Source organism: Aminobacter sp. P9b (assembly GCF_045345995.1).
Lineage (GTDB): Bacteria > Pseudomonadota > Alphaproteobacteria > Rhizobiales > Rhizobiaceae > Aminobacter > Aminobacter niigataensis.
The window spans coordinates 1,761,705-1,774,870 of the sequence record NZ_CP150082.1 but is presented as its reverse complement, the minus strand read 5'-3'; the positions used below and the strand labels follow the sequence as shown (position 1 = coordinate 1,774,870).

The window sequence follows — 13,166 nt, the reverse complement described above, 5'->3', positions numbered from 1 at the left end:
TGTCTAGCTGACGTTGGGTGATACTTGCCGTTAACGTCAGGTGGCAATACAAACAACTACAACATGCCCCGACGCGGCACTGTTCTTGCGGCGCTGCGACTGATCACGAGGGCGAATGCCGGCGGTCCATCAAGCCGGAAAAACAAGAACAACGTGGGAGGCTGCATTGGCTAAATCTACCGGCAAGGCGCGTACGGCAAACACCGCAACCAAGACGGCGGCCACCAAACCCGCCGGCAAGGAAAAGCCCGAAACCAGGGCAACCGCCAAGCCTGCCGCGCCGAAGGCCGAGGCCGCCAAATCGACAGCCCCGGCAAAGCCCGCCGCCAAGCCGACAGCCAAGACGACAGCTCCCGCAAGGAAGGCCGAGGCGAAAGCCGCCGCGCCAGCAGCCAAGGCGAAGGCCACGCCGGCAAAGCCCGCCAGTGCCAAGCCGGCAACGCCGAAGCCGGCGGCAGCCAAGGCAAAGCCGGCCGAAACCAAGCCTGCTGCTGCCAAGGTCGAACCGGTAGCGACCGCGCCTGCTGGCAAGGTCGCACCTGCGAAGGCCGCTCCCGCCGCGCCCGCCAAGTCTGCGACCAAGCCGGTGGCTGCGAAATCCGAATCCACCAAAGCCCCGGCCAAGCTTGCCGAAATGCCGAAGCCAGCAGCCAAGGCCGCGGCGCCGGCAAAGACCAAGCCAGCCACGATGGCTCCCGCTGCATCAGCGAAGGCGAAACCTGCCGCCAAGGCTTCCGCGGTGAAGGCCGCCACCAAGTCTCCCGCGGCAAAGGCCGAGCCGGCGGCCAAGGCAGCCACCAAGCCCACCTCGGTCAAGGCCGGCGCCAGGCCGTGGCTGAAGAGCTACCCCGCCAACATGGCCGCCGAGATCGCGCCGCTGGCCTACCAGTCGATCGGCGACCTGCTCACCGCCGCCTGCCAGACCTATGCCGGCCGTCCCGCCTTCTCCTGCATGGGCAAGTCGCTGACCTATGGCGAGCTCGACCGCATGTCGACGGCGTTTGCCGCCTGGCTGCAGTCGAAGGGCCTCGCCAAGGGCGCGCGCGTGGCGATCATGATGCCCAACGTGCTGCAGTACCCGGTCGCCATGATGGCGGTGCTGCGCGCCGGCTACACCGTCGTCAACGTCAACCCGCTCTACACCCCGCGCGAACTCGAGCACCAGCTCAAGGATTCGGGCGCGGAAGCCATCATCATCCTGGAGAACTTCGCCACCACGCTGCAGGCGGTCGTCGCCAAGACCGGCGTCAAGCACGTCGTCGTCGCCTCGATGGGCGAGATGCTCGGGCTCAAGGGCGTGCTGGTCAACCTGGTCGTGCGCCGCGTCAAGAAGCTGGTGCCGGCTTGGTCGTTGCCCGGCCACGTCACGTTCATGGCAGCGCTCAAGGAGGGTTCGGGCAAGAGCCTCAAGCCCGTCGCGGTTGCTCCCGACGACATCGCCTTCCTGCAATATACCGGCGGCACGACCGGCGTTTCCAAGGGCGCGATGCTGATCCACACGAACGTGCTGGCCAATGTCGCGCAGCTGGCGCTGTGGGTCGAGGACGCCTACACGGTGCGGCCCAAGCCGCCGCACCTGACCTTTGTCTGCGCGCTGCCGCTCTACCATATCTTCGCGCTGACGGTGAACGCGCTGATGGGCATGCAGCAAGGCGCTCTCAACGTGCTCATCCCCAACCCGCGCGACATCCCCGGATTCGTCAAGGAACTGGGCAAGTTCAACTTCAACATCTTCCCCGGCCTCAACACGCTGTTCAACGCGCTGACCAACAACGAGGATTTCCGCAAGCTCGACTTCAGCGGCCTGATCCTCTCGCTCGGCGGCGGCATGGCCGTGCAACGGCCGGTCGCCGAACGCTGGAAGAAGGCGACGGGCAACCACATCACCGAGGGCTACGGCCTGTCGGAGACCTCGCCGGTGGCGACCGCCAACAAGTGCTCGTCGCCCGACTTCACCGGCACCATCGGCCTGCCCCTGCCCTCGACCGACATCGCCATCCGCGACGAGGACGGCAACGACATGCCGCTCGGCGAGGTCGGCGAGATCTGCATCAAGGGACCGCAGGTGATGGCCGGTTACTGGAACCGGCCCGACGAGACCGCCAAGGTGATGACGCCGGACGGCTACTTCAAGTCGGGCGACATGGGCTTCATGGACGAGGCCGGCTTCACCAAGATCGTCGACCGCAAGAAGGACATGATCCTGGTCTCGGGCTTCAACGTCTATCCCAACGAACTCGAGGACGTCGTCGCCCAGCATCCCGGCGTGCTCGAAGTCGCGGCCATCGGCGTGCCGGACGAGCATTCGGGCGAAGTGCCCAAACTGTTCGTCGTGCGCAAGGATCCCGACCTCACCGTCGAGACGCTGATCGCCTACTGCCGCGAAAACCTGACCGGCTACAAGCGGCCCAAATACATCGAGTTCCGCACCGAGCTGCCGAAGACCAATGTCGGCAAGATTCTCAGGCGCGAACTCAGGGGGTAAGCCCCGCCCTATCGCGACGAACACCCGGCCGCCGTGGAGAAGTTCTCCACGGCGGCCACCTTTTTGCTGCTCTTGTTTTGGACCTTCTGGCGCGGCTCACTTCCTCATTTTCATCGAAGGACACCAAGGCGCGGGTGCGAAGGATTGGAGCGTTCCCTGAGAATAGCGGAACCTTCACGGCATGGATCCCCGGGGATCCATGCCGTGAAGTGGCAGCTGCCGCTGCGGTCCAGAATCAACGCCCAGCGCATCCCGAAACTGTCACCATCTGTCAGCAATCCGTGTGGATAGACCGTCCCCGTTTTTCCACCCCCTCTCCGCCTCCCGTATGATTCCCCTTGCGATCTTCCACGGGACTCCGGTGCGCACCGGGCAGCGGGGGGAAGCGCCGGTGCCGGGCTGGCAGGAGGTCGGATCTCCTGCTGGGTGATGAGCCCCCAAGTCCGGGCCTTGCGGCGGCTGGCGGTGAAAGCCGAGGCGACTGAGCGGGGCAAGAACACCGGGCGGGGCGCGAACGTCGCGCCACATAATTACAATCGGAAGGCACGGCCTCGCGCCCCGCTTCCCGAACCTCAAACAATAGCCAGACCGGAAACGGGGTGTGGCAAGGCGAGAACCTGCCTTCTCCCCTTGTGGGAGAAGGTGGATTGGCGCGCAGCCCAAACATGCAAGGGGGTGTTGGAAGAAATGAGAGGCGACAATAGGAAACATTGGTGGGCACCCGGAAGTCGAGCTCCGTCCAACACCCCTCATCCGACCTCCCTTCGCTCGGCCACCTTCTCCCACAAGGGGAGAAGGGGCTTATGCTCCGCCCACCTTCTCGCCGAAGGTGGAGAAAAACTGCCCGGCCAGCTTCTTCGACGTCGAAGTGATCAGGCGGCTGCCGAGCTGGGCGATCTTGCCGCCGACATCGGCCTTGGCCGCGTATTTGAGGATGGTCGCGTCAGGACCGTCCTCGGTGAGCGTGACATCCGCGCCGCCCTTGGCGAAGCCGGCGATGCCGCCCTTGCCCTCGCCTTCGATGGTGTAGGAATGCGGTGGCTTGAGGTTCTTGAGCGTGACCTCGCCGGCGAAGGTCGCCTTGATCGGGCCGATCTTGAGAACCACCTTGGCGGCCATTTCGGTCGGCGACGACATCTCCAGGCTCTCGCAGCCGGGAATGCTCTCCTTCAGGATCGCGGGATCGTTCAGCGCCTTCCAGACCACGTCGATGGGGGCTGAGATCTTCTCTTCGCCTTCGATCACCAGAGCCACGGCAAATCCCTCCCAAATGAACTGACCAAACGAGGGGTAACTCAGCAAATCGGGCTTGTCCATCGCGTCGGAGCCAAGCCAGACGGCACCCTCGGTCGGCAGCCACGGCGCACGCTCCGCCATCGCGCTTGTAGCGTTTTCGCGCTTGGAATAACGATGCAGGTCGGATTACGGGAGAAATCGATGACCGGCCAGAAGACGACGAAGAAGCTCCGTTCGCAGGAGTGGTTCGACAATCCCGATAATCCCGGCATGACCGCGCTGTATCTCGAGCGCTACCTGAATTTCGGCCTGACACGCGCGGAGCTGCAGTCGGGCAAGCCGCTGATCGGCATCGCCCAGACCGGCTCGGACCTGTCGCCGTGCAACCGTCACCACATCGAGCTGGCCAAGCGGGTACGCGAGGGCATCGTCGCTGCCGGCGGCGTGCCGTTCGAATTCCCGTGCCACCCGATCCAGGAAACCGGCAAGCGCCCGACAGCCGCGCTCGACCGCAACCTAGCCTATCTCAGCCTCGTCGAGGTGCTTTACGGCTACCCGCTCGACGGCGTGGTGCTGACCATCGGCTGCGACAAGACCACGCCGGCACTGCTGATGGCGGCGGCGACCGTCAACATCCCGGCGATCGCGCTGTCGGTCGGGCCGATGCTCAACGGCTGGCACAAGGGCAAACGCACCGGCTCGGGCACGGTGGTATGGGAATCGCGCGAAAGACTGTCGGCCGGCGAGATCGACTACGACCAGTTCATGGACATCGTCGCATCGTCCGCACCCTCGGTCGGCTACTGCAACACCATGGGTACGGCAACGACGATGAACAGCCTGGCCGAGGCGCTGGGCATGCAACTGCCGGGCTCGGCGGCCATCCCCGCGCCCTATCGCGAGCGCGGCCAGATCTCCTACGAGACCGGCAAGCGCATCGTCGACATGGTGCGCGAGGACCTGAAGCCGTCCGACATCATGACGCGCGCGGCGTTCGAGAACGCCATCGTCGTCAACTCGGCGATCGGCGGTTCAACCAACGCGCCGATCCACCTCAACGCCATCGCCCGCCATCTCGGCGTGCCGCTTAACAATGACGACTGGCAGAAGGTCGGCCATCATGTGCCGCTGCTCGTCAATCTGCAGCCGGCCGGCGAATATCTCGGCGAGGACTATCACCATGCCGGCGGCGTGCCGGCAGTCGTCGCCGAACTGATGAAGGCGGGCCTGCTGCCCCATCCGGATGCGGTCACCGCCAATGGAAAGACCATGGGCGAGAACTGCGCCGGTGCCGAAAACATGGACCCCAAGGTGATCCGGCCGGTCGCCGAGCCGCTGAAGACGGATGCCGGCTTCATCAACCTCAGGGGCAATCTGTTCGACAGCGCCATCATGAAGACCAGCGTGATCTCGAAGGAATTCCGCGACCGTTATCTGTCGAACCCACGCGATCCGGAAGCCTTCGAAGGCACCGCAAAGGTGTTCGACGGGCCGGAGGATTATCACGCCCGCATCGACGACCCGGCCGAGAACATCGACGAGAACACGGTGCTGTTCATGCGCGGTGCAGGCCCCGTCGGCTATCCCGGCGGTGCCGAGGTGGTCAACATGCAGCCGCCGGCCTACCTGCTCAAGCGCGGCATCCATTCGCTTCCCTGCATCGGTGACGGGCGCCAGTCGGGCACGTCGGGTTCGCCGTCGATCCTCAACGCCTCGCCGGAGGCGGCCATCGGCGGGGGACTGGCGTTGCTGAAGTCAGGCGACCGGGTGCGCATCGACCTCAGGAAAGGCACCGCCGACATCCTCATCGGCGACGACGAGCTTGCCCGTCGCCGCACCGAGCTGCAGGCCAATGGCGGCTACCATTTCCCGGCGCACCAAACGCCGTGGCAGGAGATCCAGCGCGGCATGGTCGACCAGCTGTCGGACGGCATGGTGCTGAAGCCGGCGGTGAAATACCAGCGCGTCGCCCAGACCAAGGGTATTCCACGCGACAATCACTGAAGGATCGCCGCGCGGGAACCAGACGCATTGGTCAGTCGAGCTGCGACAGCAGCTGATCTTTCGAACGGCTCGCCGGCGTGCCGGCGCAGATTGGCTGGGCGAGCACCTCGGCAAGCACCGTGCGCCGGTTGGCGTCGGCGCGTTCGGCGTAGTGGCCGAAATGCTGCGCGGCGGCAGCAGCACCGACACCAAGCACCAGGGCCGCGGCGAACACAGCAGCCCATCGCAGCATGCGACACCAGCCTGACGCCACAGCGAGCAGCCGCCGCCATACGGCGACCATCGCAAGCATCAGGCCGGCCAGCGCGCAGCACATTTTCGGCCTCGCTCAGCCGTGCTTGCCGCAGCCGCAATCGGCTGGGTGATAGCGGCCCGTCGGCTCGACCATGCCGCCCTTGCCATACATGTCGTGCGGTCGCACCCAGCTTGTCAGGTCGTTGGAAGTCCCGTTTTCGTTGCGGCCCTTGGGCATGGCATCGAGAATGCCGTAGGCACCAAGATACATTTCGCTGCCGCGGCCGAAGTTGGCATAGGTCAGGAATATCTGGCCGTCATCGTCCTTGTAGAAGACGCTGTCGCCGGAGAGATCCTCGATCTCGAAGTCGAGCGGGCCGAAGTTGTAGGTAGCCTTCTTCGCCGCCAGTTGCTCGGGTGTGTACGAGACATTGAAGTCGAAGTTGAAGTCGCTGCCGTAGGACGAGACGAAGCGCGTGCGCCAGCCCATGCGCGCCTTCAGCGCCTCGATTTCCACAATCGGCGCACGCGCCACGGCGACGTAGCTGACGTCGTGGTTTTCGAGATGCACGAGCACGCCTTCGGCATTGTCGAGCTCGAACGAGCAGCCGACGCAGTGGTGTTGCTGTCCCGGCCCCATCATGAAGTGCTTGATGAACAACTGACTGCGGCCAGCGAAAAGGTCGGATAGTGACAGCCGGCCCTCGGGCCCGTCGAAGAAGTATGGCTTGTCGATCCGAACCCAGGGCAGTTCGCGCCGCTCGGCGCTGAGTTGGTCGCGAGCGCGGGTCATCGCCTTTTCCTTGGCAAGCAACGCGCGCCGCGCCACCACCCACTGCTCTTTCGATACGATTTCATGCTGCATCTTGCTCTCCATCGTTTGGGCACAGGTTTCCCTTCGGCCGCAGGATTGCGGCCGTCATGCTCGGCTTCAAACTGTCAGCGCCTGGGCTACAGGTAGGAGGTCACTGCCGGCGGCCTGTCCCAGGCGTCGTTGCGACCGTCCTCGAAGATGATCGGAATGGCGGCCAATTCTTCGGGCGGAACGTCATCAAGGCAGGCGATGTTCACGGCGTGGAAATCGCCGCCCATCGGCTCGAAGCTCGCGGTGGCGAAGGGATGGACGCCGCAGCGGCTGCAGAAGGTGTGGCGGATGGCGGCCTCGCCGAAGCGGTATTCGGTCAGCATGTCGGCTCCAGAAGTGACGCGGAAACCGGACGGGCGGGCAAAACCCTTCCAGAACCGCGTCTTGGCGCACCAGGAGCAATTGCAGCGGAAGCTCGACGTCCACCAGACACCGTCGAGCTCTGGCTTCGAGCGCTGGCCCTCGGGCGCGAGATCGAGCTGGCATTCGAAATGGACTGCTCCGCAATGGCAGCTGCCGCGATAGGATTTCAGCATTCGTCTCTCCTCGGCATGGCGCATCGTTCCGAGGATCGGCGACGACCCTCGGCAAGCGCAGTTGCAAGACAGGCAGTCGTCGCGCGCCGGTCTGGCGCGCAAAACTCAGACCACGGGACGGCCGGCGAGCGCGTCGGCCAGGCGATCGAGGCATTCGCCCCAACCACCCAGATGCGAGTCGCGCGTTTCGATATCGAGGAACGGCTCCTGCCGGAAGGTCAGCCGCGTTCCCGTGCCTTCGGCCGCAAACGTAACTGTCACCAGCGTCTGCCAGTCGGGGTCGTAGTCCCAGGCGAAGGTGAAGACGATCTTTTCGCCCTCGACGATTTCGCGGAACGTGCCGGACATACCGGATGACATGCTGTCATCCTGGCCGCCTGGGCCAAGGATGAGGAAGTGGTAGCGCCCACCCTTGCGGAATTCGAGTTTCTTGACGGCCGAGGTGAAGCCTTTCGGACCCCACCAGCGGGTCAGGTGCTCAGGGCTCGACCACATCTTGAAGACGAGAACCGGCGGCGCATCGAAGACCCTGGAGAATTCGAGCGAAAGCGACTGTGCTGCGACGGCGTCAGTTCTTGCGGTCATCCCGGTCTCCCTTGGTTTTCACTGTCTGCAGTTCCTTGAGATAGTCGGCCATGCGGTCGAAGCTCGCATCCCAGAAGCGGCGATAGTGCTCGACCCAGTTGGCGATGTCCTTGAGCGGCCCGGCCTCCAGCCGGCACGGCCGCCACTGCGCCTCGCGGCCTCGGCTGATGAGGCCGGCGCGCTCAAGCACCTTCAAATGCCTCGAGATAGCCGGCAGGCTCATCTCGAACGGTTCGGCCAGTTCGTTGACCGTCGCCTCCCCTTGCGCCAGCCGGGCGAGAATGGCTCGCCTCGTTGGGTCGGCAAGGCTGGCGAATGTGGCGTCGAGGCGATCTTCGGTCATTTATTTAGCACGATTATTAATTAACATATTTGTTAAGTACAGCGGATAAGTTTCTCTGTCAAGCTCGGGCCGCTAAATGCGCCAAGCACGCGCGGCCGAGCTCCCAGAAAGCTCCATCCAGGGAGCAAACCTCCGGGAAGGAAACAGTCTGGCTACAGCGGCATATCAAAACCGATTTCGGCCCGTGCGGTGAAGGCGTTGTTGCTGTCGTAGCCAAGTTCGGTCCCGACATTGAACTTGGCACCGCCTGCCGTGGCATAGGCCGCATCGAAGCCGGCAAAGCCGCGCAGGTTCTGGTCGGAGCCCTCGATCGCCGCGAAATCGAGCGGGTTGCCGGCAATTCCCGCTTCGATGCTGCCGCCATCGGAAAAGACACCGTCCGCGCCGGCGCGCAGCGTTGCGCGGAAGATGCCGTTTTCGGCCTGCCACGGTGCCAGGCCATAGGCCAACTGCCCGCGCAGCTCGAACACGTTTACCGTGCGGTTGTCGACGCTGATGTTCGCTGCTGATCCGCTTTCCTCGTAGCTGCCAAGGAACAGCCCGGCGTAGCGCGCCCGCAGGCTCGGCGTGACGACGCCGCCATTGGCCATTGAAAAATCCCTGCCGAAGGTGACCGAGGGGCTGATGAAGACGCCGTTGTAGTCGGCTTCGGCATGCTCGAAACCGCCAGGAGCCAAGTTGTTGGCGACGCGCCGGTCGCTGGAAAAATCCGACAGGCCAGCCGTCAGCGACAAGTCGACGAAGCCGCCGGGGCCTGAAAAACCCGCATAGCCGCCGGCGAAATAGTTGCCGGTGTCGATGGCCTGGGAGTCCCGGTCTGTCCGCATGCGGCTTGCGGCGGCGCCGATGAACAAGCCGCCGCGCCAGCCCTCGCCGATTGCCCCGTCGGCGCCGGCCATCAAGCCGCCGATCTGGTTGTCGAAGCCTGCGTCGAGGCCGTCGGTTTTCTGGTCGCGATGGCTGCCGAGAGCTGTGAGCCAGGCGACCGTGCCGGCGCCCTCGGCGCCGTCGCCGACAGCAACGGGGCCGCTGCGCGCCGCGGTAAAGCGTTCATCGAGCGCGCCGGCCACGACCCCGGTCAAGTCGGCGACCATCTCGTCGGCGGTGGAAAAACCGGTCGGGTCGACGACATAAACGACGCTACCGCTGTCGTGGCTTGGCAGGCCGAAGGTGTTGATGGTCGGCGTGCCGGTATAGGCAAAGGCCGAACTGAGGCCGATATCGATGTTGAGCATGTTGCCGGTGCCGAGCGCCAGCATGCCCTGGATGTTGCTGCCGGCCAGCAGGTTCAGCGTGTTGCCGGTGCCAACCAGATGAACAGCAGACGCGCTGCCGACAATCGTGCCCGAGTTGGTGATGGTGTTGGAGCTACTGGCCGCGATGCCGATGTTGCCGCTGGCCGTCCCCGTATTGGTGACGGTGTTGAAGCTGCCAGAGCGGATCCCATAACGAACACCTGTGGCGGCGCCCGCATTGGTGATCGTATTATTGTTCTGGAGCCAGATGGCAGAACTGCTCGCACCGATGCTGGTTATCGCGCCAGTATTGGTGATTGTGTTGTTATCGATGACGGCGATGCCAGCAAGCCCCGAGCCTATACTGGTTACATCACCAGCATTGATGATGGTGTTGGATTCGTCTGCCTGGATGCCATAGTCGCCCTTTGCCGTGCCCGTGTTGATGACGGTGTTGCCGTCACCGGCTTGGATGCCTGCGGACAGGAAGTTCGCGCCAGTAGCCGTGCCCGAATTCACAATGATGTTGTTGTCAAGGCCGCGGATGCCGCTGAGCCCACCCTCAGCAATGCCCGCATTGGTGATGGTGTTGGAGTTGTCGACACCGATGCCGATGTCCGCGCTCGAGCTCATGCCCGAGTTGGTAATGGTGCTGCCGTCGTTGGCGTAGATGCCAAACAGCCCGCCCGAGGCCGTGCCCGAGTTGGCGATAGTGTTGTTGTCCCAGGCGTGAATGCCAGACCAACCGCCGGTGACCTCGCCCGTATTGGTGATGGTGTTGTTGTGAAAGGCACGGATACCAAATAGTCCGCCCGTTAGCGTGCCCGAGTTGGCAATGGCGTTGCCGTCGTTGGCGCGGATGCCAACATCCCCGCCCGTCACCGTGCCCGCATTGGTGATCGTGTTGCCGTCCTCGGAGTAGATGCCGGAAGCCCCGAATGCCGCGGCGCTGACGCTACCCGCATTGGTGATGGTCACACCGTCGACGGTGGCTTCGATACCATGCCCGGCAGGTACATCGACGGTTCCTCCCGCCTCTACCGTGCCGACGTCGCCCGCGGTGTCGAGTATCTGGGTGGTGCCGACGGCCTGTCCATTGACGATGGTGAAGCTGTCGGCAGATGCCGCCTGCGCCAGCACAATCGTGGATGCGGCAACGCCGCAGAATAGTACCTGGTACCGCTTGACCTTCATTGCCCCCGCCCACTGCCAAAGAAGTCCGATCAAGGCCAGTAGCCGCATTTCGGCAGGCGAACAGTTCCCATTTGGGAATGAAATTCGAGCATGGCGGCACAACGATGCCGATGGCCGTCACTTCCTTTCCATCAGCTTCGAGGCGACCACAGCAACAGCCCGGCGCATTGACCTGACCATTGACCTGGGCAGTCTCCAATCAGGCTTCACCGACAATGTGCGCAACGTTCGCTCAAGGAAAAGGTGCCCGTCGCCCGCAGCAATTCAGGGCCCCGCCGGAAAGATGTCGGCCAAATGCGGACACCGGCCTTTGAATTCCATGGGCAAACCACCTAGGTGATTTGGCAAACGGATACGGACATCATGGCTAGACGGCGCTCTTCCCTTGGTTTTCTCGGCATCTTCGGCCGCTCAGGCGACCTGCGCCAGCTTGACGCTGCGTTGCGCAGTGTCGACCTGCATCCGGCGCTGGTGCCGGAGGGCGTCAAACTCACCATCGTCAACCTGATGAAGGACCGCTGGCCCGACGAGCCACCGGCCTCGGCCTATCCGCCGGTGGCGCAATTGTTCGGCTACTGCATTGCCGGACCGGAGGTTTTCGCGCAGGCAAACGGGCGCGACCAAATGCTGGAGGCGGAGCGGCGCATCGAGGCCGCACTCGAAGCCGGCAGCGGCTTCGACGCCGACATCGTACTTCTGGCGCTGCATGCCAAGCTGATCAACCCGGAAGTCGTCGAGCGCTTCGACCTGACGGCCGACTGAGCAGCGCCTAACCGCCCATGCCGCTGCGCGGCAGCTTGATCATCTCGCCGAAGCGGGCACGCAGCTTGTCGTCGGTCGCTTTTGGAATATGGCGCGGGAACCGTTCGGCGAGGATGCGTTTCTTCTCGGCGATGGCGCGGCCCAATATGTCGGGCTTGCCCTTTTCATTCCACTCCTTAGGCGAGAAGCGGTCGGCGATTGCAGGATAGAAATACTCGGTCTGCATCAACCTCAGCGTCTGCTCGTTGCCGAGATAATGGCCGGGACCGTTGAGGCAGACTTCGGAAATGGTGGCGATGGACAGCGCCTCGTCTGTGACCTCGATGCCGCGCACGCAGCGCAGGCATTGGCCCAGCATGTCGTTGTCGATGATCAGGCTTTCCAGGCAGAAACCGAGCAGCGAGGCATGCATGCCGGCGGACTCATAGACCAGATTGAGGCCGGACAGGCCCGCCATGACATTGGTGATGCCCTTTTCGTAACCGGACTGGACGTCGGGCAGCTTGGAGTCGGCCATACCGGCGGCCGAGCCGCCGGGAAGGTCGTAGAACTGGGCCATCTGGGCGCAGGCCGCCGTGAGCAACGCCTGCTCGGCCGAGCCGCCGGACATCGCGCCGGTGCGCAGGTCCGAGACGAACGGCCATGTACCGAAGATGGCGGGATGGCCGGGCTTGAGCGCGTTGACATAGACGAGGCCGGCGAGCACTTCGGCTACCGCCTGGACGACCGCGCCGGCGATTGCCGCAGGAGCGGTTGCGCCCGCCTGCCCTGCCGACAGCAGCAGGATCGGGATGCCGCCTTCGACGCAGGCCTCGAGCACGCCGCAGGCATCCTCGGCGAACTTCATCGGCGGCACGACGAAGCAGTTGGAGTTGGAGACGAAGGGCCGGGCGCGGAAATTCTCCTCGCCGCCGGCGATCTCGTAGAGCATCTCCAGCGCCGGGGCGACGTTCTCGCGTACGGTGAAGCTGGTGCCGACATGCTTGGTCGTTCCGCTGACGCAGGCGTAGAGCGTGTTGAAGTCCATATCCAGCGGATCAGGGATGTCGCGCGGCACCATCGGGCGCTGGAAGAAATGGATGTTGTCGAGCCCTTCGACGATGCGGGCGGCGTCGTAGATGTCCTGCAGCAGCGATTCGCGGTACTCGCGCCTTTCGACATCGACCAGATGCACCGCAGCGCCCGCCGTGCCGTAGTGCACGCGCTTGCCCTGGATCAGCATGTCGTGTTTGGGGTCCTGGCCGCAGAGGGTGAAGTTGCGGGCGGCATTCTCGATCGTCGACATCACCAGCGCACGGGGGAAGCGGATGCGGCCGTCGTCGCCGTAGCTGGCGCCGACCCGCGTCAGCGCCTCGATACAGTTCGGAATGGCATTGGCGAACCCGACTGTTTCAAGCAGCGTGAGCACCGCCTCGTGGATGCGCTCCAGATCGTTCCGGCCGAGCGGGCCGAAGCGGCCACCTTCGAGGCCGGCACGGATGGGGCGGATGTCGTCGGCCAAAGGTGCTGCGCGCATCGCCCGCCTCGCCTCCCGGCCGCCGGACCGACGCGAGCGCTGCTCTGCCGACAGGTCATGGCTTTCGATGGCAACTGACATGCAGGTCCTCCGAATTTCTGTGAGGCTGGCCGCAGTGATTATGCCACCGTCGTGTCGCCTCGTTCCCTTTGCGCGACTATGCAGCGTCCA

At 64.1% G+C, this 13,166-nt stretch carries 11 protein-coding genes; 3 read left to right on the top strand and 8 right to left on the bottom strand.

Translation table 11 applies throughout. The annotated features are described in order from the left end of the window. Positions 1 to 166 precede the first annotated feature (166 nt). Positions 167 to 2,485, top strand: a complete 2,319-nt coding sequence (locus WHT83_RS08765; protein WP_406873555.1) for a long-chain-fatty-acid--CoA ligase — start codon at positions 167 to 169, stop codon at positions 2,483 to 2,485. An 801-nt stretch (positions 2,486 to 3,286) separates the two neighbouring features. Here WHT83_RS08765 and WHT83_RS08760 read toward each other — a convergent pair. After that, positions 3,287 to 3,739 carry a carbon monoxide dehydrogenase subunit G gene (locus WHT83_RS08760; protein WP_318764265.1) on the bottom strand — a complete coding sequence of 151 codons (453 nt, stop codon included), beginning with the start codon at positions 3,737 to 3,739 and terminating at the stop codon, positions 3,287 to 3,289. A 183-nt stretch (positions 3,740 to 3,922) separates the two neighbouring features. On the opposite strand from WHT83_RS08760, the gene WHT83_RS08755 reads away from it, so the two are divergent. Next, the gene (locus WHT83_RS08755; RefSeq protein WP_318762603.1) at positions 3,923 to 5,725 is read left to right on the top strand and encodes an IlvD/Edd family dehydratase; all 1,803 of its coding nucleotides are present in this window, start codon (positions 3,923 to 3,925) and stop codon (positions 5,723 to 5,725) included. A gap of 31 nt (positions 5,726 to 5,756) precedes the next feature. On the opposite strand, the gene WHT83_RS08750 is transcribed toward WHT83_RS08755, so the two are convergent. From WHT83_RS08750 to WHT83_RS08725, 6 genes are all read right to left on the bottom strand, one after another. Beyond that, on the bottom strand, positions 5,757 to 6,041 hold the full coding sequence (locus WHT83_RS08750) for a hypothetical protein (RefSeq protein WP_406873554.1): 285 nt from the start codon (positions 6,039 to 6,041) through the stop codon (positions 5,757 to 5,759). Between the two features lie 12 nt (positions 6,042 to 6,053). Further along, complete coding sequence (locus tag WHT83_RS08745) at positions 6,054 to 6,824, bottom strand: DUF899 domain-containing protein (protein ID WP_406873553.1); 771 nt, start codon at positions 6,822 to 6,824, stop codon at positions 6,054 to 6,056. An 86-nt stretch (positions 6,825 to 6,910) separates the two neighbouring features. Continuing rightward, positions 6,911 to 7,360 (bottom strand): GFA family protein, encoded by a 450-nt coding sequence (locus WHT83_RS08740; protein ID WP_183264079.1) that lies wholly within the window; start codon positions 7,358 to 7,360, stop codon positions 6,911 to 6,913. A gap of 105 nt (positions 7,361 to 7,465) precedes the next feature. Next, positions 7,466 to 7,945: an SRPBCC domain-containing protein gene (locus tag WHT83_RS08735; RefSeq protein WP_406873552.1), complete on the bottom strand. Its 480-nt coding sequence runs from the start codon at positions 7,943 to 7,945 to the stop codon at positions 7,466 to 7,468. After that, positions 7,929 to 8,288: a metalloregulator ArsR/SmtB family transcription factor gene (locus tag WHT83_RS08730; protein WP_108609439.1), complete on the bottom strand. Its 360-nt coding sequence runs from the start codon at positions 8,286 to 8,288 to the stop codon at positions 7,929 to 7,931. Before WHT83_RS08730 ends, WHT83_RS08735 begins: the two co-directional genes overlap by 17 nt. A gap of 152 nt (positions 8,289 to 8,440) precedes the next feature. Beyond that, entirely contained in the window at positions 8,441 to 10,717 is a 2,277-nt protein-coding gene (locus WHT83_RS08725; protein WP_406873551.1) for an autotransporter domain-containing protein, read from the bottom strand. A gap of 363 nt (positions 10,718 to 11,080) precedes the next feature. Between WHT83_RS08725 and WHT83_RS08720 the strand changes: the two genes are divergently transcribed. Beyond that, a complete protein-coding gene (locus WHT83_RS08720) occupies positions 11,081 to 11,479 on the top strand; it encodes a hypothetical protein (protein WP_108610059.1) in 399 nt (132 codons plus the stop codon). 7 nt (positions 11,480 to 11,486) lie between these two features. Here WHT83_RS08720 and WHT83_RS08715 read toward each other — a convergent pair whose 3' ends face one another. Further along, positions 11,487 to 13,076 carry a trimethylamine methyltransferase family protein gene (locus WHT83_RS08715; protein WP_108609441.1) on the bottom strand — a complete coding sequence of 530 codons (1,590 nt, stop codon included), beginning with the start codon at positions 13,074 to 13,076 and terminating at the stop codon, positions 11,487 to 11,489. Between the last annotated feature and the right edge of the window lie 90 nt (positions 13,077 to 13,166).

Coding starts and splice junctions, on each gene's coding strand:
- WHT83_RS08755 (WP_318762603.1), top strand. CDS start 3,923: ATGACCGGCCAGAAGACGACGAAGAAGCTCCGTTCGCAGGAGTGGTTC.
- WHT83_RS08750 (WP_406873554.1), bottom strand. CDS start 6,041: ATGTGCTGCGCGCTGGCCGGCCTGATGCTTGCGATGGTCGCCGTATGG.
- WHT83_RS08745 (WP_406873553.1), bottom strand. CDS start 6,824: ATGCAGCATGAAATCGTATCGAAAGAGCAGTGGGTGGTGGCGCGGCGC.
- WHT83_RS08740 (WP_183264079.1), bottom strand. CDS start 7,360: ATGCTGAAATCCTATCGCGGCAGCTGCCATTGCGGAGCAGTCCATTTC.
- WHT83_RS08735 (WP_406873552.1), bottom strand. CDS start 7,945: ATGACCGCAAGAACTGACGCCGTCGCAGCACAGTCGCTTTCGCTCGAA.
- WHT83_RS08730 (WP_108609439.1), bottom strand. CDS start 8,288: ATGACCGAAGATCGCCTCGACGCCACATTCGCCAGCCTTGCCGACCCA.
- WHT83_RS08725 (WP_406873551.1), bottom strand. CDS start 10,717: ATGAAGGTCAAGCGGTACCAGGTACTATTCTGCGGCGTTGCCGCATCC.
- WHT83_RS08720 (WP_108610059.1), top strand. CDS start 11,081: ATGGCTAGACGGCGCTCTTCCCTTGGTTTTCTCGGCATCTTCGGCCGC.
- WHT83_RS08715 (WP_108609441.1), bottom strand. CDS start 13,076: ATGTCAGTTGCCATCGAAAGCCATGACCTGTCGGCAGAGCAGCGCTCG.